Origin of the sequence: Burkholderia sp. (assembly GCF_018375725.1) — a bacterium.
Classification (GTDB): Bacteria; Pseudomonadota; Gammaproteobacteria; order Burkholderiales; family Burkholderiaceae; genus Burkholderia.
Window position 1 is genome coordinate 1 of sequence record NZ_JAHACR010000003.1, and the last position, 20,667, is coordinate 20,667.

Sequence of the window (20,667 nt, forward strand, 5' to 3'; positions counted from 1 at the left end):
GTTCCTTCTTCTCGAATTCGAAGCCGATCTTGCCGTCCGTCTGCTTCACCAGATACGCCTTGAAGCTGCGGCCGGTGCGCGCCGACTTGAAGCCGGGCAGCAGGTCGGTGCGGCCGTCGGCGAGCAGCTTGCCCATCTGCTCGCGCGTGATTTCCTGCTGAAGGATCACCTTGCCCGAGCGGAAGTCGCAGGTCTTCGGGTTTGCGACCGAATGCTCGCAGACATAGCTCATCCCATGCTCGAATACGCGGCCCTTGCATTTCGGGCATGCGCCGACCGGCTCCTGCGCGGAAAAGTCCGGCGCTTCGCCTTCCTCGCCGCCCTGATCCTGACCGAAGTCGAATTCGAGCTTGTAGTTCTTCGTCTCGTCGTCGAAGGACAGCTTGAGGATGGCCGAGAACGGCCGGCCCATCTTGCTGCGGAAACCGGACAGCGGGCCGATTTCCTTCTTCTGCAGCAGTTCCTCGACTTCCGGGATTTCGAACTGACGGCTGCCCGGGATCTTCGAGATCGAGAACTCGCACTTCGTGCACGCAAAGCGGCGATAGTTTTCCTTCACCTGGCCGCCGCAGTTCGGGCACGGCGTCTCCAGCGACGCGTAATCGCCGGGGATCGTGTCCGAATCGTATTCTTTCGCGCGCTTGACGATCTGCTGCGTCATGCGGGCGATTTCCTGCATGAAGGTATCGCGTGCGAGGTTGCCGCGTTCCATCTGCGACAACTTGTATTCCCATTCGCCGGTCAGTTCGGGTGCGGTCAGTTCCTTCACGCCGAGCCCGCGCAGCAGGGTCATCAGCTGGAATGCCTTCGCGGTCGGGATCAGCTCGCGGCCCTCCCGGAGCAGATATTTCTCGCCGAGCAGCCCTTCGATGATCGCCGCGCGCGTGGCCGGCGTGCCGAGCCCCTTCGCGGCCATCGCCTCCCGCAGTTCGTCGTCCTCGACCAGCTTGCCGGCGCCTTCCATCGCGGACAGCAGCGTCGCCTCCGAATAGCGCGCGGGCGGCTTGGTCGTGAGCGCGTGGGCGGCGATCTCGTCGGTCTTGACCTTCTCGTCCTTCTGCACCGGCACGAGGTTCGCGTCCGCGCCTTCGGCATCGCGGCCGTACACCTGCAGCCAGCCCGGCTCGACGAGCACCTTGCCCTCGGTCTTGAAGTGATGGCCGGCCACTTCGGTGATCCGGGTCGTCACCTTGTATTCCGCGGCCGGGAAGAACACGGCGAGGAAGCGCTTCACGACGAGGTCGTACAGCTTCTGCTCCGGCTCGGACAGCGATTTCGGCGCCTGCAGCGTCGGGATGATGGCGAAGTGGTCGCTGATCTTCGAATTGTCGAAGATGCGCTTGTTCGGCTTCACCCAGCCCTTGTCGAGCACCTGCTTTGCGTGCGGCAGGTAGTTGTTGCTCTCCTTGAGCATCTCGAGCGTCGACTTCACGGTGCCGATGTAGTCTTCCGGCAGCGCGCGCGCGTCGGTACGCGGGTAGGTCAGCACCTTGTGCTTTTCATACAGCGCCTGCGCCAGGCCCAGCGTGTTCTTCGCGGAGAAGCCGAAGCGGCTGTTCGCTTCGCGCTGCAGGCTCGTCAGGTCGAACAACAGCGGCGACAGTTGCGTCGACGGCTTCGATTCCTCGGTGACCGTGCCGATCTGGTCGCGGCAGGCCGCGACGATCGTTTCCGCAGCCGGCAGGCTCCACAGACGCGAATCGCGCTTTTCGGGATCGAACTCGTCGCGCTTGAATTTGGGGTCGAACCATCGGCCTTCGTAGAATCCGGCCGCGCACGCGAATTCCGCCTTCACTTCCCAGTAGTCGCGCGGAACGAAACGGCGGATTTTTTCTTCACGTTCGACGACGATCGACAAAGTTGGCGTCTGAACGCGACCAACCGTCGTCAGGAAAAAGCCGCCGCCCTTGCTGTTGAAGGCCGTCATCGCGCGGGTGCCGTTGATCCCGACGAGCCAGTCCGATTCCGAGCGGCAGCGCGCGGCATCGGCGAGCGGCTGCATGTCCGCGTCGCTGCGCAGGTGCGCGAAGCCGTCACGGATCGCCTGCGGGGTCATCGACTGCAGCCAGAGGCGCGAAACGGGCTGCTTCGCCTTCGCGTGCTGCGCGATCAGGCGGAAGATCAGCTCGCCTTCGCGTCCCGCGTCGCACGCGTTGATCAGGCGGTCGACGTCCTTGCGCTTCATCAGCTTGGTGAGCACCTTGAGGCGCGATTCGCTTTTTGCGATCGGATTCAGGTCGAAATGCGGCGGAATGACGGGCAGATGCGCGAAGCTCCATTTGCCGCGCTTGACCTCGTATTCTTCCGGTGCGGCGATTTCCAGCAGGTGGCCGACAGCCGACGAAAGGACGTACTCGTCGCTTTCATAGTATTCGTCATGCTTGGTAAAGCCGCCCAAAGCGCGCGCGATGTCGTTCGCGACAGAAGGCTTTTCCGCAATGATCAGTGCTTTGGACATGACAGATATGTGTTGGTAGACCGGGTTCGCCGGTTTGGGATCCCTTTTACGACGGCTTTATAGCACACGGCGCCGGGACGGCGGGGCGGCGTGTAAAAAGCGGCCCATCATAGTGGGGGGCCGCAGCGGGGGCAAGCGCCCGGCGCGGCCGCCTGCACAAGTTACTGGAAATGCCCGCACCGCGGCAGCCGGCTCAGGCTTCGACGTCCAGCAGGTTGCGCAATTTCGGCGCATGCGTCGCGCCCGGCACGGCGGACAGGTCGGCCAGCATGCGCTCGACGATCGCCGCGTGCGGCAGCACGGTGCCGAAGAAGCGCGCCGCGTTGGCGTCCTCGATCAGGATCGTGGGGAAATTCTCGACGTCGAGGTCGTCGAGGCGATCTGCATGCGTCTCGATGTCGATCCAGACGAAGCAAGCATCGGGGTGTGCATCGGCAAGCTGGTCGAAGGCTGAGCGGTAGGTGCGGCACGTGCCGCACCATTCGGCGCACAGACAGGCGACGAGCAGCGCATCGGGATGGCGGATGCGTTCGGCGATCCGATCCGCATCCGTGTCGAGATTCAGCGCGGGCATGGTGTTCCTTGCATGTCGGCAGGCGGCGCGGCCGCCCCTATGCGCCGGAATGTAGCACGCCGTGTGCATCGCGCGCTGGCTGCGGCGCGGATGGCGTGTCGAGCCTGGCGAAGCGCCCGCCCGGCAGGCTGGCGATGCGGCCGGCCAGTTCGAGCGCGAGGAGCGCTCCGTGCAGTGCCTCGTCGGACAGGCCGGCGCGCTCGGCCAGCCATTCGTATGTGACGGGGCCATATCCCAGTGCGGCGATGACGGATTGTTCCGCGGCTGTATCGGCCGATGGCGGGCCTGCGTCGGCGTTCCCGGTTTCCGTCATGCCGGCCGGCCGTTCGATTGCGCCAAACTCATCGAGAATATCCTCCGGCGTCGTGGTGAGCTTCGCGCCGTCGCGGATCAGTGCGTGACAGCCTTGCGCGAGCGGCGCATGAATCGAGCCGGGAATCGCGAATACGTCGCGTCCCATTTCATTCGCGAGACGCGCGGTGATCAGCGACCCGGAGCGTGGCGCCGCCTCGACGACCAGCACGCCGCTCGCCAGGGCGGCGATCAGCCGGTTGCGCTGCGGGAAATGCGCGGCACGCGCCGGCGTGCCGAGCGGCCATTCCGACACGATCGCGCCGCGCGCGGCGATCTGGTGTGCAAGTGCACGATGCCGGGCCGGATAAACGAGGTCGGCGCCGGTGCCGATTACGGCGATCGTGCCCGCCCGGCCGTCGAGTCCGCCCTGATGCGCGGCGCCGTCGATGCCGAGCGCGAGGCCGGAGACGATCGCGAAACCGGCGTCGGCCAGATGACGGGCGAAGCGTGTCGCGTCGGCAAGGCCTTGCGGTGTTCCGTGGCGGCTGCCGACGATGGCGATGCCGTGCGTGTGCAGCAGCGCCATGCGGCCTTTTACATATAGCAACGGCGGCGGATCGTGAAGATGGAGCAGCCTTGGCGGGTAGACAGGGTCGCCGAGCGTGACGATGTGGTTGCCGGGTTCGGCGTGCCACGCGAGCGCCGTGTCCGTGCGCGCGTCCAGGTCGGCCTGCACGCTGCGCACGGCTTGCGCGGCAGCGGGGCTGCTCGCGGCGGCGATCGCGTCGTCCGGCGCTGCCAGGAGCGCGGACGGTGAGCCGAACGTGTCGAGCAGGACGCGCAGCACGGCGGTCGGCAGGCCCGCCGTGCCTGCGAGCTGAAGCCATGCGCGCAGTTCGCTGCGGGTCAGCGTACGCGGCGACATGAGGCATCCGTCGAACGCGACGGGCAGCGAGGCATGCGTCGCCATGTTAAAATTTTCATCATCCGAAATAAACTTGACGTGGCCGCGCGCGCAAGCGCGCAGCCGGTTGCTGGAGGCCGGTCCGCGGGCGTTGATTCCCCGCGCATCCGCCTCATCTTCATTGCATCCTGGCGGCTGCGCCAGTCGGCCGGATGGCCGATGCGCGGCAAGCCGATTCACCGATTACCGAACGCCATGGCTTCGCTCAACATTCTTCATTACCCCGACAAGCGTCTTCACAAAGTCGCCCAGCCGGTCGACAAGGTCGACGATCGCATCCGCAAGCTCGTCGCCGATATGGCCGAGACCATGTATGCCGCGCCGGGCATCGGTCTCGCCGCGACGCAGGTCGACGTGCACGAGCGCGTGATCGTGATCGACATTTCCGAGGAAAAGAACGACCTGCGCGCGTTCATCAATCCGGAAATTGTCTGGTCGAGCGACGCAAAGCAGGTGTACGAAGAGGGCTGCCTGTCGGTGCCGGGCATCTACGACGAAGTCGAGCGCCCCGACCGGGTGCGCGTGCGTGCGCTCAACGAGAAGGGCGAGCAATTCGAGCTGGACTGCGAAGGTCTGCTGGCCGTCTGCATCCAGCACGAGATGGATCACTTGATGGGCCGCGTATTCGTCGAATACCTGTCGCCGCTCAAGCAGAGCCGCATCAAGACGAAAATGAAGAAACTCGAACGCGCGATGTGACGCGCGCTCACCCTGCCCGACCGTTTTCATGACACATTCGTTGCGCGTCATTTTTGCCGGTACGCCGGAATTCGCCGCGGCGGCGCTCGCCGCGATCCATCAGGCCGGGTTTCCGGTGCCGCTCGTCCTCACCCAGCCGGATCGTCCTGCAGGGCGCGGGATGAAGCTGCAGGCGAGCGCCGTCAAGCGCTACGCCGTCGAACACGGTTTGCCGGTCGCGCAGCCGCCGTCGCTGCGTCGTGAAGGCAAATACCCTGCCGAGGCGGCGGAAGCGATCGAGCAGCTGCGCGCGACGCCACACGACGTGATGGTGGTGGCCGCGTACGGCCTGCTGCTGCCGCAGGAGGTGCTCGACATCCCGCGCGACGGCTGCATCAACATCCACGCATCGCTGCTGCCGCGCTGGCGCGGCGCCGCGCCGATTCACCGCGCGATCGAGGCGGGCGACGCCGAGACGGGCGTCACGCTGATGCAGATGGACGCCGGGCTCGACACCGGCGCGATGCTGCACGAGGCGCGGATCCCGATCGCGCCCGCTGATACGACCGCGACGCTGCACGACAAGCTCGCCGCGGATGGCGCGCGGCTCATCGTCGATGCGCTGATTCAACTCGAGCGCACCGGCAACCTGCCGGCGACGCCGCAGCCCGCCGAGGGCGTGACGTACGCGGAGAAGATCGGCAAGCACGAAGCCGCGCTCGACTGGCGCAAGTCCGCCGACGCGCTCGCGCGCCAGGTGCGTGCGTTCGATCCGTTTCCGGGCGGCGTCGCGATGCTCGACGGTGCCGCCATCAAACTGTGGGCGGCCGAGCCGGCGGCCGCGCGCGGCGATGCGGCGCCCGGCACGATCATCGAAGCGGGGGCGGATGGCGTTGTCGTTGCGTGCGGCACTGGGGCGCTGCGCGTGACGCAACTGCAGAAGCCGGGCGGCAAGCGCTTGCCGGTGCGCGAATTCCTGGCCGGGTCGCCGCTCGCGGCCGGCCAGCGCTTCGCGTTGCCCGACGCGTCCTGACCGTCAGTAGACGCGTTCGGCCGATGACACGCAATCGGCCGAACGGCCAGGTCGCGTGGCGCGGCGGGCACGCGTAGAATTTCCCAGCGCTCAACCGGTTCCGAGGTTCCCATGCTTGGCATCACGCATTTCGGTTTCTTTCTCGTTGCGGTTTTCCTGCTGAACGTCACGCCGGGGCCGGATACCGCCTATATCGTCGGCCGCAGCATTGCGCAGGGGCGCGGGGCGGGGCTGATGTCCGCGCTCGGGATATCGGCCGGCTGTTGCGTGCATGCGCTCGCGTGCGCATTCGGGCTGACGGCGCTGCTCGCCGCATCGGCCACGGCATTCACCGTGATCAAGCTGGCCGGCGCCGCGTACCTGATCTATCTCGGTGTACGGATGATCGTCGCGAAGCAGTCCGCCGGAGCGGACGCCGCGCAGGCGGTGCCGTGCGCCACGGCGGCCAAGCCGTTGTACCAGCTGTTCCTGCAGGGCTTCTGGACGAATGTGCTGAATCCGAAGGTCGTGCTGTTCTTCGTGTCGTTCTTCCCGCAGTTCGTGTCGGCCGACAGTCCGCACAAGGTGCTTGCGTTCCTGGCGCTTGGCACGGTGTTCGTCGTGATGAGCACGATCTGGAACAGCATGGTCGCGTGGGTCGCCGGCAGCGTGACCCGGCACTTTGCAGGCAAGCCGGGCATCAGGAAATGGCTCGATCGGAGTGTCGGCGGCGCGTTCGTCGGGCTCGGCCTCAAGCTGGCGACGTCGCAGCGCTGAGATTGAATTTTTCCGACACGCACTTATCTAACAGTTCGCTTACAATTTTCCGCCGTGCCCGGTGAGGTGTGGTGGAATCCCCAGACGGATAAGGAGTGGGTATGTTCAATTGGGTCAAAACGGCGATGCTGATGGCCGCGATCACGGCCCTGTTCATCGTGATCGGCGGCATGATCGGCGGATCGCGTGGCATGACGATCGCGCTGCTGTTCGCGCTCGGCATGAATTTCTTTTCGTACTGGTTCTCGGACAAGATGGTGCTGCGCATGTACAACGCGCAGGAAATCGACGAGAGCACCGCGCCGCAGTTCTACCGAATGGTGCGCGACCTGGCGACGCGTGCGAACCTGCCGATGCCGCGCGTCTACCTGATCAACGAGGACGCACCGAACGCATTCGCGACCGGCCGCAACCCGGAGCACGCGGCCGTCGCTGCGACGACCGGCATCCTGCGCATCCTGTCGGAGCGCGAAATGCGCGGCGTCATGGCGCACGAGCTGTCGCACGTGAAGCATCGCGACATCCTGATCTCGACGATCACCGCGACGATGGCCGGCGCGATCTCGGCGCTCGCGAATTTCGCGATGTTCTTCGGCGGCCGCGACGAGAACGGTCGTCCGACCAACCCGATCGCCGGCATCGCGGTTGCGCTGCTTGCGCCGATCGCCGGCGCGCTGATCCAGATGGCGATTTCGCGGGCACGCGAGTTCGAGGCGGATCGCGGCGGTGCGCAGATTTCCGGCGATCCGCAGGCGCTGGCATCGGCACTCGACAAGATTCACCGCTACGCGGCGGGCATTCCGTTCCCGGCGGCCGAGGAGCATCCCGCCACCGCGCAGATGATGATCATGAACCCATTGCACGGTGGCGGCCTGCAGAACCTGTTCTCGACGCACCCGGCCACCGAGGAACGTATCGCGCGCCTGATGGAAATGGCGCGTACCGGCCGCTTCGAGTAAGTACGACACGCGTCCCTTGCGCGCGACCTTCGTTGCGTCGCGCGTTCGAATCGCCCCGCATGCTCCGCGCTGCGGGGCGATTCGTTTCCGCATCTCGAAAGAGGCTGCCGGGTCACACGCTACAATGCTCGGTTTGGGATTGAGGCGGCCGCGCGGTCGCCCCGGCTCCCGCTGCCCGCCGACGCCTCGCACCGATGACACGAACCCGTTCTCCCGCCAAATCTTCTTCCGCTCGTCCGGGCCGCCTGTCCGCGCTGCACCTCGCGCCCGATTCGCTTGCGTTCGCGCTCGATGCGGCCGCCCAGGCGGTCGATGCGGTCAAGCGCGGCACCGCGCTGCCGGCTGCGCTGGCCACGGTGTTCGCGGGCATGGCGTCCGGCGCGCAGAGTACGGCGCGCGGTGCCACGCAGGATGTCGCATACCGGACGATGCGCCGTCTTGGCAGCGCGGACTGGCTGATTGGCCGGCTCGTCAGCAAGGCGCCGCCCGCGCATATTCATGCGCTGCTCGCTTGCGCGATCGCGCTGCTGCTTGATCAGGCGGCCGACGCCGCGTATCCGCCGTTCACCGTCGTCGATCAGGCCGTGACCGCAATCGGCGCGCGGCGTGAGTTCATGTTCGCGAAAGGGATGGTCAATGCGGTGCTGCGGCGTTTCCTGCGCGAGCGGGACACGCTCGTCGCGGCGATGCAGGACGATCCGGTCGCGCACTGGAACTACCGCGCATGGTGGATCGATGCCGTGAAGCACGCGTGGCCGGATCATTGGCAGGCCATGCTCGCGGCGGGCGACCGGCCGGGCCCGCTGACGTTGCGCGTCAATGCACGACGCTCGACAGTCGACGCCTATCTCGAGACGCTGCGCTCGCACGGGATCGACGCGACGGCGATCGGTACGCATGCGGTGCGACTTGCCGCGCCGCTGCCGGTCGATCGCATTCCCGGCTTCGCGGAGGGTGTGGTGTCCGTTCAGGATGCGGGCGCGCAGCTTGCCGCGCAGTGGCTCGGCGCGCGCGACGGCATGCGCGTCCTCGATGCGTGCGCGGCGCCCGGCGGCAAGACCGGGCACATCCTCGAACTGGCCGACGTGGATGTCGTTGCGCTCGAAAGCGATGCGGCACGCGCTGCGCGCATCGGCGAAAACCTTGCGCGTTTGTCACTGGCCGCGGACGTGCGCGTCGGCGACGCCGGTGCGCCTGCTCAGTGGCACGACGGCCAGCTGTTCGATCGCATCCTTGCCGACGTGCCGTGCTCGGCGTCCGGCATCGTGCGCCGTCATCCCGACATCCGCTGGCTGCGCCGCGCGACCGACATTCCGGCGCTCGTCGAGGAACAGCGTCGCATCCTGTCGGCGCTGTGGCCGCTCGTGAAACCGGGCGGCGAACTGCTCTACGTCACCTGCTCGATCTTCCCGGAGGAAGGCGAGCTGCAGGCGCGCTGGTTTGAAGCGGCCTGTGAAGATGCGGTACGATTGGACGCGCCCGGCCAGCTGGTGCCGCATGCTGTCCCGGGCGGGCCGACGGGGAGCGCGAGCGCGGGCTTGCCTGAACAGAACACCGATCACGACGGATTTTTCTACGCGCGGTTTCAGAAACGGTGACGATCAAACACCTTTTTCCACTCCGGCTCGCGACCGTACTCATGGTCGCGCTGACGCTGTGCCTGGCCTTTGCGATGCCGGCGCGCGCCGAATCGATCGCCGTGCAGCGCGCGTCGCTGCAAGCCGACGGCAACGGCTGGAGCCTCGATGCGCGCTTCGACTTCGAGCTGAACAACAGCCTCGAGGACGCGGTCAACAAAGGCGTGCCGCTTTACTTCACGACCGACTTCGAGTTGAGCCGCGCACGCTGGTACTGGTTCGACGAGCAACCGGTGTCCGTGTCGCAGACGATTCGCCTGTCGTTCCAGCCGCTCACGCGCGAGTACCGCGTGTCCACGGGCGGCTTGCAGCTCGGCTTCGGCACGCTGAAGGACGCGCTCTCGGTCATCAAGCACATCACGTCGTGGCACGTGATCGACAAGAACCAGGTGCGCCCGGGCGAGGCATACACGGCCTCGGTGCGCATGCAGCTCGATACGGCGCTGATGCCGAAGCCGTTCCAGGTCGACGCGGTCAACAACCGCGACTGGACGCTCGCGTCGGACTGGAAGCGCTTTACCTTCACGGTGGCCGAACGTGCTAAATAAAGTGCGCCGCGCGACCAGCGGGAAGAGCCTCCTCGTGCGCGTGATCGTGTTGACGGTCGCGCTGACCGCGCTGCTGCTGCTCGTGCTGCTGGCGGCCGCGAGCGCGAACACCGAGTTTTTCGATCGCTACTACTCGTGGCTGTACGCGATGAATATCGTCGTCGCCCTGGTGTTCCTGCTCGTCGTGCTCGGCCTGATCGGCATGATCCTGGTGCGCCTGCGCAAGGGCAAGTTCGGCACACGGCTGCTTGCCAAGCTGGCGATATTCTTCGCGCTCGTCGGCGTGGTGCCGGGCGGCATCATCTACATCGTTTCGTACCAGTTCGTGTCGCGCAGTATCGAGTCGTGGTTCGACGTGAACGTGGAAACCGCGTTGACCGCGGGCCTCAACCTCGGCCGCGGGATGCTCGACGCGTCGCTGTCTGACTTGCAGACGAAGGCGCGCCTGATGGCCGACCAGCTCGCGAGCGCCGATACCAATACGAACGGCACGACGCTGACGCTCCTGCGTCTGCGCGACCAGTTCGGCGTGCAGGATGCGACGATCGTGGAGCCGTCGCGCAGCACGTCGGGCGCCGCGCCCGATCTGCGCATCGTCGCGCAGGCGTCGGGCAATTTCGCCGGACTGATTCCCGACGATATGCCGAGTTCGCTGATGCTCAGCCAGGCGCGCGAACATGGCGCGTACGCGGCGATCGAAGGCGAGGTGGACGGCGATCCGCATGCGCACGGGGCGAAAGGCGCGCTGCGCCTGCGCGTCGTGCGGCGCATCCCCGACGCAAGCACCTCGCTGCTGCAGCCGGCCGAGCGCTACCTGCAGCTGACGCAACCAGTGTCGCCGACGCTTGCGCACAACGCGGACGCCGTGCAGCGCGCCTATCGCGAGTACCAGGAGAAAGCGCTCGGCCGCACGGGCCTGCGCAAGATGTATATCGGCACGCTGACGCTCGCGCTGTTCCTGGCGACCTTCATCGCGATGATGCTTGCGCTCGCGCTCGGCCAGCAGCTTGCGCGGCCGCTGTTCCTGCTCGCGCAGGGGACGAAGGAGGTCGCGGAGGGCGACTACACGCCGAAGCGCGAGATCAAGACGCGCGACGAGCTCGGCTTCCTCACGCAGTCGTTCAACGCGATGACGCGTCAGTTATCCGAAGCGCGTCTCGCCGTCGAGAAGAACCGCATCGCGCTCGAGCATTCGAAGGCGTATCTCGAGAGCATCCTCGCGAACCTGACGGCCGGCGTGTTCGTGCTCGACCGCCAGTTCCGGCTGACGACCGCCAACCGCGGCGCCGAGCGGATCTTCCGCCAGCCGTTCAATGCGCTGATCGGCACGGCGCTCGACCGGATCGGCGTCGTGGCGGAATTCGGCGCGATGGTGCGCAAGGCGTTCGCCGATAGCGAGGCGGCGTCCGACAGCGGGGATCATGGCCACTGGCAGCTGCAGTTCGCGGTCGACGTGCCCGGCGAGGCCGATCCGTTGACGCTGCTCGTGCGCGGTACGCGTCTCGTGTCGACAGTCGAAGGACAGGCCGCGGATATGCAGACGTCCGGCTATGTCGTCGTGTTCGACGACATTTCCGACGTGATTTCCGCCCAGCGTTCGGTGGCGTGGGGCGAAGTCGCGCGCCGGCTCGCGCACGAGATCAAGAATCCGCTCACGCCGATCCAGCTGTCGGCCGAGCGCCTGCAGATGAAGCTGTCGGACAAGCTCGCGCCGTCGGATGCGGATGTGCTCAAGCGCGGCGCGACCATGATCGTCAACCAGGTCGCGGCGATGAAGCGAATGGTCGACGATTTTCGCGAATACGCGCGCACGCCGCCTGCCGTGCTCGGCAATCTCCAGTTAAACGAACTGGTCAGCGAAGTGCTCGGGCTGTACGGCGTCGGCGAGGGCAAGAGTCCGATCGTCGCCGAGCTCGCGCCGCTGCCGGTCATCCGCGGCGATGCGACGCAACTGCGTCAGGTAATTCACAACCTGCTGCAGAATGCGCAGGATTCGGTCGCGGATGTCGAGCATCCGCGTGTGTTGATCGAAACCAAGACAGTAGAATATGGCGATCCCGACGCCGAGGGCAAAACGCGCGTCGCGGTGCGTCTTACTGTATCCGACAACGGTCCGGGCTTCCCGGCGCGGATCCTCACCCGTGCATTCGAGCCTTATGTCACGACGAAGGCGAAAGGCACCGGCCTCGGGCTGGCTACGGTAAAGAAGATCGTCGACGAGCACGGCGCGCGGATCGATCTGCGCAATCGCATGCACGGCGAGGCCGTCGAGGGTGCGCAGGTGTCGATCGTGTTCCTGCAGATGGCGAGCGATGCGCCGGGCGATGAGAGCGGCGCGCAGGGCGCAACGGCACCCGCAAAGACAAAAGCAAGTGTGCAGACAAAGGCAGCGTAAATGGCAACCATCCTGGTGGTAGATGATGAAATGGGCATCCGGGAATTGCTCTCGGAGATCCTCAGTGACGAAGGTCATGTCGTCGAGGTGGCGGAGAATGCGCAGGCCGCGCGGGAGTACCGACTCAATCAGGCGCCCGATCTCGTGCTGCTCGATATCTGGATGCCCGATACCGACGGCGTGACGCTGCTCAAGGAGTGGGCGTCGCAGGGGCAACTCACGATGCCCGTGATCATGATGTCCGGGCACGCGACGATCGACACGGCGGTCGAGGCGACGAAGATCGGCGCGCTCGACTTCCTCGAGAAGCCGATCGCCCTGCAGAAACTGCTGAAGGCGGTCGAGCACGGACTCGCGCGCGGCGCGGCGCCGGTGCCGGTGAATGTGTCGGCGAAGCCGGCGGCGGGTGGTCCGATGACGGTCGCGTCCGCGGTGGCGCTGCCGGCGCTCGGTGACGAGATGGTCGCCGACCTCGGCTTCACGGGACAGGCCGCCGCCATTCCGTTCGACATCCCGTTGCGGGAGGCGCGCGACGCGTTCGAGCGCGCGTACTTCGAGTATCACCTCGCGCGGGAGAATGGCAGCATGACGCGCGTCGCGGAGAAGACGGGTCTCGAGCGCACGCATCTGTATCGCAAGCTCAAGCAGCTCGGTGTCGAACTGGGCAAGAAGCCGCCGGAAGGCGTTGCGTAAAAAATTTTACGAAAACGCTTGAGTGGTTCAGAAAACCTCGATATAATTTGTTTCTTCGTTGGCCCGGTAGCTCAGTTGGTAGAGCAGCGGATTGAAAATCCGCGTGTCGATGGTTCGATTCCGTCCCAGGCCACCAGCCGTATCCAACCCCAAGAATCGTCAGGTTCTTGGGGTTTTTCGTTTGTGGCGGACATGGCCGTGCCGCGGTGGCAGTCGCAGCGGCATGATAAAATCCGAGCCCGCTCAATGACTTAGCCGTTGGATGGCTGGCGCGGCGAATGCATCCGTTGCGCAAGCGGTGCTGGCGCCGCGCCGATGTCGCGCGACGGATGGGATGACCGTCCCGCTGTCTTCGCGGCGAGCATCGCTGCCGGCGCGGCCCATCCATACGACGCATGCCGGCACGTGTCGGGCCGCCGGGCCGAATCGGCCGCCCCGGTCGCAGCGCGACGCGAGCCTACTATTCACGGAGTATCACGGTGATTCGGACAGACGCTAAAGATGGCGCGCTCGTGTTGTTTTCCGGCGGGCAGGACTCGGCCACGTGCGTGGCGTGGGCGCTCGAACGCTACAGGACAGTCGAGACCCTCGGCTTCGACTACGGCCAGCGCCACCGTGTCGAACTGGAGTGCCGCGACAGTGTGCGCGATGCGCTGAAGCACCAGTTTCCCGCCTGGGCCGACCGGCTCGGCGACGATCACATGATCGACCTGTCGGTGCTCGGCGCGATCAGCGACACGGCGATGACGCGCGCGATCGAGATCGAGACATCGGCGAACGGCTTGCCGAACACGTTTGTGCCGGGCCGCAACCTGCTGTTCATGACGATCGCCGCGGCGATCGCCTACCGCCGCGGGTTGCGCGTGCTGGTCGGCGGGATGTGCGAGACCGATTTCTCGGGTTATCCGGATTGCCGCGACGATACGATGAAGGCGTTGCAGGTTGCGCTGAACCTCGGCATGGATACGCGCATCGTGCTCGAGACGCCGCTGATGTGGCTCGACAAGGCCGACACCTGGCGTCTCGCGGAGCAACTGGGCGGCACGAAGCTCGTCGAGCTGATCCGCGTCGAGACGCACACGTGCTATGTCGGCGAGCGTGCCGAATTGCACGACTGGGGTTTCGGCTGCGGCGAATGCCCGGCCTGCAAGCTGCGCAAGCGCGGCTACGAGGCGTACCGGAAGGGCGAGCAGGTGACCGAAGCGCCGCTGTGACGCATTTGCGCCAGCGGCGCACAATGGATGAATTGATCGACAACGAGCGGCAACTGCCGGACGAAGGACGATGACTTACGCGGTCAAGGAAATTTTCTACACGTTGCAGGGCGAGGGCGCGAACGCCGGTCGTCCGGCCGTGTTCTGCCGGTTCGCCGGCTGCAATCTGTGGTCGGGCCGCGAAGAAGACCGCGCCGAAGCGGTGTGCCGCTTCTGCGATACCGATTTCGTCGGCACCGACGGCGAGAACGGCGGCAAATACAAGGACGCCGATGCGCTCGTCGCGAAGATCGCCAGCCTGTGGCCGGACGGCGAGGCGCATCGCTTCGTCGTCTGCACGGGCGGCGAGCCGATGCTGCAGATCGACGAGCCGCTCGTCGATGCGCTGCACGCGGCCGGCTTCGAGATCGCGATCGAGACCAACGGCTCGCTGCCGGTGCTCGAGTCGATCGACTGGGTCTGCGTGAGTCCGAAGGCCGACGCGCCGCTCGTCGTCACGAAAGGCAACGAACTGAAGGTCGTGGTTCCGCAGGACAACCAGCGCCTCGCCGACTATGCGCAGCTCGACTTCGAGTATTTCCTCGTCCAGCCGATGGACGGCCCGTCGCGCGATTTCAACACGAAGCTCGCGATCGACTGGTGCAAGCGTCATCCGCAGTGGCGCCTGTCGATGCAAACCCACAAATATCTGAACATTCCCTGAGCTCCGGCTCCTGACATCGTGCTGATTACCCGAAAACTCGAATTCGACGCGGGCCACCGCATCCCCGATCACCGCAGCCAGTGCCGGAACCTGCACGGGCACCGCTACGTGCTCGAGATCACGTTGCGGGGCGATCTCGTCGATACCGAGGGCGCGCCCGATCGCGGCATGGTCATGGATTTCGCCGACGTGAAGGCGCTGGCGGTCGAGCATCTGGTCAGCAAGTGGGATCACGCGTTTCTCGTCTATGCGCGCGACGAGGTCGTGCGCGGGTTCCTCGAGAAGATGGCCGATCACAAGACCGTCGTGCTCGACCGGATTCCGACCGTCGAAAATCTCGCGGCGATCGCGTTCGATATCCTCGCGAACGTCTACGATGCGCATTACGGCGTCAATCTGCGCCTCGAGCGCGTGCGGCTGTACGAGACCCCGAACTGCTGGGCCGACGTCGAACGCTGAGTCTTTCCGTGGCGGCTGCCGGCTCGCCGCCACGTTCTGCTGTTTCCCGCCGCTTTCCGTCGCCGCATTCGCGCCACGCCATGCGCAACGTCGCGCTATGATCGTTTCATCGCGACGCGAAACGCCTGCCCGCCGGACATCCGCCGCGCGCTGTCCTGTCTGTTGCTTGTCCTTTTCGTCTGCCTATCCGCCAGGAGGCCGTTTCGATGAGCACGCTCACCAATTCCCTCAAACAACGTCTGCACGACGGTAGCGAGCCGCTGTATGGCCTGTGGCTGACGCTCGCGAGCGACGCCGCCGCGGAAGCGCTCGCGCACGCCGGCTACGACTGGCTCTGCATCGACATGGAGCATGCGCCGAACGACAGCCACGACGTCGCGTCGCAATTGCGGGCGATCGCTGCCGCGCATCTGCCGAGCGAGCCGGTCGTGCGCGTGCCGGCGCGCGAGCCGTGGCTGGTGAAGCGGGCGCTCGATGCGGGCGCGCGCACGCTGATGTTTCCGGGCATCGAATCGGCCGACGAAGCGGCGCATGCGGTCCGGCTCACGCGCTACCCGTCGCCGGAATCGCCGGACGGACAGCGCGGCGTCGCGGGCATGGTGCGTGCGGCGGCGTTCGGAATGCGGCGCGACTACGTGCTGAGCGCGAACGCGCAGATCGCGGTCGTCGTGCAGATCGAGTCGGCGCGCGGAGTCGATCAGGTCGAACGGATCGCCGCGACGCCGGGCATCGACTGCCTGTTCGTCGGTCCGGCCGATCTCGCGGCGAGTCTCGGCCATCTGGGCGACGCACGGCATCCGGATGTCGAGGCTGCCATGGCGCGCGTGCTGGCGGCGGGCCTGCAGGCGGGCGTCGCGGTCGGTATCTTCGCGGGCGATACGGCGCTCGCACGGCAGTATCGCGACGCCGGCTATCGGATGATCGCGCTGTCCGCCGACGTCAGCTGGCTGCTGCGCGCAACGCGGCAGGCATTGCAGGAGATCCGGTCATGAACGGCACCGACGATGCGTGTTGCGGTGCGATCGCGCGCGCGGTGCGCAGGAGCGGCGCGGCGCTCGGCCTGATGGCGGCATGCGGCGCGGCCTGCGCGCAGGCGGCTCCGCGGGTGCAGCCGGATGTGGCGCGCGAGACGGCAGCGGCGGTTGCGGACTACAACGCCGGCAACTATCGCGCGGCGCTCGTGCAGTTTCACGACGCGGCGGAGCGGGGTCATCGTCTCGCGCAGTTCAATTACGCGATGATGCTGATCACGGGCGAGGGCGTGACGGCGAATGTGGACGAAGGGCTGCGCTGGCTGAAGCGCGCGGCGGACGCGAACATGTCACACGCGCAGTATGTGTATGGCCGGATGCTCGACGATGGCGAGTTCGTCGCGCGGAATCCGGCCGAAGCGCATCGCTGGTTCCTGAAAGCGGCGCGGCAAGGGCACGTACAGGCGGAACTCTCGCTCGCGAACCAGTTCCTCGACGGGCGCGGCACGCCGCGCGACAACCGCCAGGCCTTCGTCTGGTACAAGCAGGCCGCTGACGCGGGCGAGCCGACCGCGCAATATGTGACCGCGTCGTTCTACGAGCGCGGCGGCGACGGTGTCGCGCAGAACCTGAACATCGCGCGCGCTTATTACGCAGCCGCGGCGGCCCAGGGCGACGAGACCGCCGGCCTGAAGTTCAGGGAATTGAGCGAGCGAGTGAAGGCCCAGGGCGGCGCGGCCGGTAGCAGTCCAGGCGCAGCATCGCAATGAAAAAGCGGCGCACAAGGCGCCGCTTCGATTGACTGCCGGATGCGGATATCCGCGTGCCGCTGCGGGCCGCCCCGCCGACGTCAGCTCTTCATCAGCCGCTTCTGCCGGCCGACGCTCATGATCATCCCGATTGCGATACCGAGCGTCGCGAGTGCGGTGCCCCCATAGCTCATGAACGGCAGCGGCACGCCGACGACAGGCAGCACGCCGCTCACCATGCCGATGTTGACGAACGCATAGACAAAGAATCCGAGCGTGAGCGACCCGGCGAGCAGCCGCCCGAACAGCGTCGCGCCCTGCGCGGCGATGATGAGGCCGCGCGCGATCAGCGCCATGTACAGCGTCAGCAGCACGAGGCCGCCGGCGAGGCCGAACTCCTCGGAGAACACCGCGAAGATGAAGTCGGTGTGTTTTTCCGGAATGAACTCGAGGTGCGCCTGCGTGCCTTTCAGGTAGCCCTTGCCGAGTGCGCCGCCGGAGCCGATCGCGATCACCGCCTGAATGGTGTGGAAACCCTTGCCGAGCGGATCGGAGGTCGGGTCGAGCAGGGTGCAGACGCGGTGCTTCTGGTAGTCGTGCATCAACGGCCATTGCACTTCCGGCTGGCAGATCCGCTCTTCGAATACCGCGATCGAGCCGATCGCGATCACGCCCGCGACAAGCACCGGCACGATCAGCTTGAACGACAAGCCCGCGAGGTAGATCACGAAGATGCCCGCGGCGAACACGAGCACGCCGGTGCCGAGGTCGGGCTGCTTCGCGATCAGGCCGACCGGAACCATCAGGATGGCGAACGCGGCGACGAAGTCGTACCAGCGCACGCTGCCTTCGCGGCGCTGGTAGTACCAGGCGAGCATCAGCGGCGTCGCGATCTTGAGAATCTCCGACGGCTGGATCACGACGCCGACGTTCAGCCAGCGTTTCGCACCCTTCTTCGTCATCCCGAACAGCGCGACGGCGATCAGCAAGGCGACGCCGAACGTATAGAGCGGCACGGCGAAACGCATCAGCGTCTGCGGCGGGATGTTCGCAATCCCCCACATCAGCACGAATGTCAGCAGGATGTTGCGCAGCTGGTCCTCGACCCGGCCCGGCATGTCGCTGCTCGCGCTGTACAGCGTGACGATGCCCACGCACAGCAGCAGGAACACGATCAGGGCGAGCGGGCGGTCGAAGCCCGCGAACATCTGCCTGACCTTGTCGAGCCAGGCGCGCTTGTCGAATTGCATGCCCTTCTCCGTTATTGAGCGGTGCCGGCGTCCGCGGCCTTCGCGGCGGACGTCGTGCGGTTGTCGTCCCGCGGTGCGGTGGCCACCGGCTGCGCGTCGCTTGCCGGCGACCGGTGCGGCCTGCGCGACGGCAGGCGGCGCGCGGGCGGCGCGCTCGCGGCGCTGGCGGGCGTTGCGACGTTGGTCGATGCGGCCTGGGCCGCGCCCGCCGCCGGCGCCGATGCACTCGTGGCGGAAGCCGCGGACGCCGCATCGGCCGCGCTTGCCGCGGCCGGCACGACCGGCTGCGGCAACGCCTTGAAGCCGGCCGCGACGGCGATGCTCTTCGTGCCTTCACCGATCACCGGCGCGTTGATCGGCTCGGTCGCCGACGCTGCCGCGGCGACGGCGGCTGCCTCGTTCGACGCGTTCTTGCGATCGACGAGATAGAAGTCGAGCACGCGGCGCGCGATCGGCGCGGCCGACTGGGCGCCCCAGCCGCCGTTCTCGACGATCAGCGCGAGCGCGATCTGCGGGTGGTCGGCGGGCGCATACGCGATGAAGAGCGCGTGGTCGCGCAAGTGCTCGGCGAGCAGGTGGCCCTTGTAGTTGCCGCCCTGCAGCGAGAACACCTGCGCGGTGCCGGTCTTGCCGGCGGCGGTGTACGGCGTGCCGCGGAACAGCTTGTACGCGGTGCCGGACGGGTTCTCGATCACGTTTTCCATGCCGCGCTTCACGACATCGATGTCCGCCTGCTTGAGCGGGATCGTGGCGCTTTCCTTCGGCACGGTCAGGCGGCGGCCGCGGGAGATCGGATCCTCGATTTCCTTCACGAGGTGCGGCTTCATCACGACGCCGTCGTTCGCGAGCGTCGCGGTCGCGTGCGCAAGCTGCAGGATCGTAAACGAGTTGTAGCCCTGGCCGATCCCGAGGCTGATCGTCTCGCCGTCGAACCACTTCTGCTGCGCGGCCTTCTTGAAGGTCTTGCGCTTCCATTCCGGCGACGGCAGGATGCCGCGCGCCTCGCCGGGGATGTCGATGCCGGTGATCTGGCCGAAGCCGAGCGGCTTCATGAAGTTCGCGATCGCGTTGACGCCGAGGTCGCGGGCGAGCATGTAGAAATATGTGTCGTTCGACACCATGATCGCCTTGTTCATGTCGACGAAGCCCTGCCCCGAGCGCACGTCGTTGCGGAACGTGTGGCCGCCGAACGTGAAATAGCCCGGATCCTGGATGCCCCAGCTGGGCGTGCGCTTGCCGAGCGTCAGGCCCGCGAGCGCCATGAACGGCTTGTACGTCGAGCCGGGCGGGTAGGTGCCGTGCAGCGGACGGTTCAGGAGCGGCTTGTCGGACGAGTTGTTCAGTTCATCCCAGGTCTGCTGGTCGATGCCGTCGACGAACGAGTTCGGGTCGAAGCTCGGCGACGACACGAACGCGAGCACGTCGCCCGTCTTCGGCTCGATCGCGACGAGTGCGCCGCGCTTGCCGGCGAACGCCTGCTCGGCGACCTGCTGCAGCCCGATGTCGAGCGACAGCACGAGGTTGTTGCCCGGCGTCGCCTGCGTATGCGACAGCGTGCGCACCGGCCGGCCGCCCGCCGTCACCTCGACCTCCTCGAAACCGGTGATGCCGTGCAGGTCGGTTTCATAGCTCTGCTCGACGCCGATCTTGCCGATGTAGTCGGTGCCCTTGTAGTTGTTCGCGTCGCGGCGCGGATCGTAGTGTTCCGGATCGCTGTCGTTGTCGTCGCTCATCTCGTCGATGCGGTCCTGATCGCGCTTCGAGATCCGGCCGATATAGCCGATCACGTGCGCGGCCGTCGTGCCGAGCGGGTACTGGCGGAACAGTCGGGCGCGCACGTCGACGCCGGGGAAGCGGAAGCGCTGTGCGGTGAAGCGTGCGACCTCGTCGTCGGTGAGGCGGGTGCGGATCGGCAGGCTTTCGAAGTTCTTCGAGTCTTCCTGCAGCTTCTTGAAGCGGCGGCGGTCGCGCGCATCGATCTGGACGATCGCGGACAGCTTGTCGATCGTGTTTTCGAGCGTGTCGGTGAGCTTCGACGGCGTGATTTCGAGCGTGTACGCCGAATAATTCTTCGCGAGCACGACGCCGTTGCGGTCGGTGATGATGCCGCGGTTCGGTACGATCGGCGCGACCGAGATGCGGTTTTCCTCGGCCTGCAGCGCGTACTTGCCATGCTGCCAGAGCTGCAGATAGAAGAAGCGGCTCGCGAGCAGCCCGAAGCAGACGAACACGAACACGCCCGCCGCCGCGACGCGCAGGCGGAACTTCGAGAGCTGCTGTTGAGTGTCGTTGAATTCGGTCATGCGGTTACGGTCGATCGGATCCGGGCGCG

At 66.3% G+C, this 20,667-nt stretch carries 18 protein-coding genes and 1 tRNA gene; 14 read left to right on the forward strand and 5 right to left on the reverse strand.

Translation table 11 applies throughout. The annotated features are described in order from the left end of the window. From KH616_RS01665 to dprA, 3 genes are all read right to left on the reverse strand, one after another. On the reverse strand, window positions 1–2,458 hold a 2,458-nt coding region (locus KH616_RS01665; protein ID WP_292233106.1), incomplete at its 3' end, for a DNA topoisomerase III. Between the two features lie 193 nt (window positions 2,459–2,651). Beyond that, a complete protein-coding gene (locus KH616_RS01670) occupies window positions 2,652–3,032 on the reverse strand; it encodes a thioredoxin family protein (protein WP_292233109.1) in 381 nt (126 codons plus the stop codon). A 37-nt stretch (window positions 3,033–3,069) separates the two neighbouring features. Further along, window positions 3,070–4,251 carry a DNA-processing protein DprA gene (dprA, locus tag KH616_RS01675; protein WP_292233111.1) on the reverse strand — a complete coding sequence of 394 codons (1,182 nt, stop codon included), beginning with the start codon at window positions 4,249–4,251 and terminating at the stop codon, window positions 3,070–3,072. Window positions 4,252–4,485: 234 nt separating this feature from the next. Here dprA and def point away from each other — a divergent pair, with 234 nt between their 5' ends. From def to KH616_RS01745, 14 genes are all read left to right on the forward strand, one after another. Continuing rightward, window positions 4,486–4,989 carry a peptide deformylase gene (gene def, locus KH616_RS01680; protein ID WP_292233112.1) on the forward strand — a complete coding sequence of 168 codons (504 nt, stop codon included), beginning with the start codon at window positions 4,486–4,488 and terminating at the stop codon, window positions 4,987–4,989. A gap of 28 nt (window positions 4,990–5,017) precedes the next feature. Then, entirely contained in the window at window positions 5,018–6,001 is a 984-nt protein-coding gene (gene fmt, locus KH616_RS01685) for a methionyl-tRNA formyltransferase (RefSeq protein ID WP_292233113.1), read from the forward strand. 111 nt (window positions 6,002–6,112) lie between these two features. After that, entirely contained in the window at window positions 6,113–6,757 is a 645-nt protein-coding gene (locus tag KH616_RS01690) for a LysE family translocator (protein WP_292233114.1), read from the forward strand. A 101-nt stretch (window positions 6,758–6,858) separates the two neighbouring features. After that, complete coding sequence (gene htpX / locus KH616_RS01695) at window positions 6,859–7,716, forward strand: zinc metalloprotease HtpX (RefSeq protein ID WP_292233119.1); 858 nt, start codon at window positions 6,859–6,861, stop codon at window positions 7,714–7,716. A gap of 194 nt (window positions 7,717–7,910) precedes the next feature. Then, window positions 7,911–9,314 (forward strand): 16S rRNA (cytosine(967)-C(5))-methyltransferase RsmB, encoded by a 1,404-nt coding sequence (rsmB, locus tag KH616_RS01700; RefSeq protein WP_292233121.1) that lies wholly within the window; start codon window positions 7,911–7,913, stop codon window positions 9,312–9,314. Further along, window positions 9,311–9,901 carry a DUF4390 domain-containing protein gene (locus KH616_RS01705; RefSeq protein ID WP_292233124.1) on the forward strand — a complete coding sequence of 197 codons (591 nt, stop codon included), beginning with the start codon at window positions 9,311–9,313 and terminating at the stop codon, window positions 9,899–9,901. The genes rsmB and KH616_RS01705 overlap by 4 nt, the downstream gene beginning before the upstream one ends. Next, complete coding sequence (esaS, locus tag KH616_RS01710) at window positions 9,891–12,296, forward strand: sensor histidine kinase EsaS (RefSeq protein ID WP_292233126.1); 2,406 nt, start codon at window positions 9,891–9,893, stop codon at window positions 12,294–12,296. The genes KH616_RS01705 and esaS overlap by 11 nt, the downstream gene beginning before the upstream one ends. After that, window positions 12,297–12,989, forward strand: coding sequence for a response regulator transcription factor EsaR (esaR, locus tag KH616_RS01715; RefSeq protein ID WP_292233127.1), 693 nt, complete (start codon window positions 12,297–12,299; stop codon window positions 12,987–12,989). A 60-nt stretch (window positions 12,990–13,049) separates the two neighbouring features. Then, window positions 13,050–13,125: transfer RNA gene (locus tag KH616_RS01720), tRNA-Phe, on the forward strand. Between the two features lie 343 nt (window positions 13,126–13,468). Further along, complete coding sequence (gene queC / locus KH616_RS01725; RefSeq protein ID WP_292233129.1) at window positions 13,469–14,203, forward strand: 7-cyano-7-deazaguanine synthase QueC; 735 nt, start codon at window positions 13,469–13,471, stop codon at window positions 14,201–14,203. A 70-nt stretch (window positions 14,204–14,273) separates the two neighbouring features. Then, window positions 14,274–14,906: a 7-carboxy-7-deazaguanine synthase gene (queE, locus tag KH616_RS01730; protein WP_292233131.1), complete on the forward strand. Its 633-nt coding sequence runs from the start codon at window positions 14,274–14,276 to the stop codon at window positions 14,904–14,906. Between the two features lie 18 nt (window positions 14,907–14,924). Next, window positions 14,925–15,365 carry a 6-carboxytetrahydropterin synthase QueD gene (gene queD, locus KH616_RS01735; protein WP_292233133.1) on the forward strand — a complete coding sequence of 147 codons (441 nt, stop codon included), beginning with the start codon at window positions 14,925–14,927 and terminating at the stop codon, window positions 15,363–15,365. A gap of 206 nt (window positions 15,366–15,571) precedes the next feature. After that, a complete protein-coding gene (locus KH616_RS01740) occupies window positions 15,572–16,357 on the forward strand; it encodes an aldolase/citrate lyase family protein (RefSeq protein WP_292233135.1) in 786 nt (261 codons plus the stop codon). Beyond that, window positions 16,354–17,106 (forward strand): tetratricopeptide repeat protein, encoded by a 753-nt coding sequence (locus KH616_RS01745; RefSeq protein ID WP_292233137.1) that lies wholly within the window; start codon window positions 16,354–16,356, stop codon window positions 17,104–17,106. Before KH616_RS01740 ends, KH616_RS01745 begins: the two co-directional genes overlap by 4 nt. Window positions 17,107–17,186: 80 nt before the next feature. Here KH616_RS01745 and rodA read toward each other — a convergent pair whose 3' ends face one another. Both rodA and mrdA read right to left on the reverse strand, forming a co-directional pair. Further along, entirely contained in the window at window positions 17,187–18,335 is a 1,149-nt protein-coding gene (gene rodA, locus KH616_RS01750; RefSeq protein WP_292233143.1) for a rod shape-determining protein RodA, read from the reverse strand. An 11-nt stretch (window positions 18,336–18,346) separates the two neighbouring features. After that, entirely contained in the window at window positions 18,347–20,638 is a 2,292-nt protein-coding gene (mrdA, locus tag KH616_RS01755) for a penicillin-binding protein 2 (RefSeq protein WP_292233145.1), read from the reverse strand. Window positions 20,639–20,667: the final 29 nt, after the last annotated feature.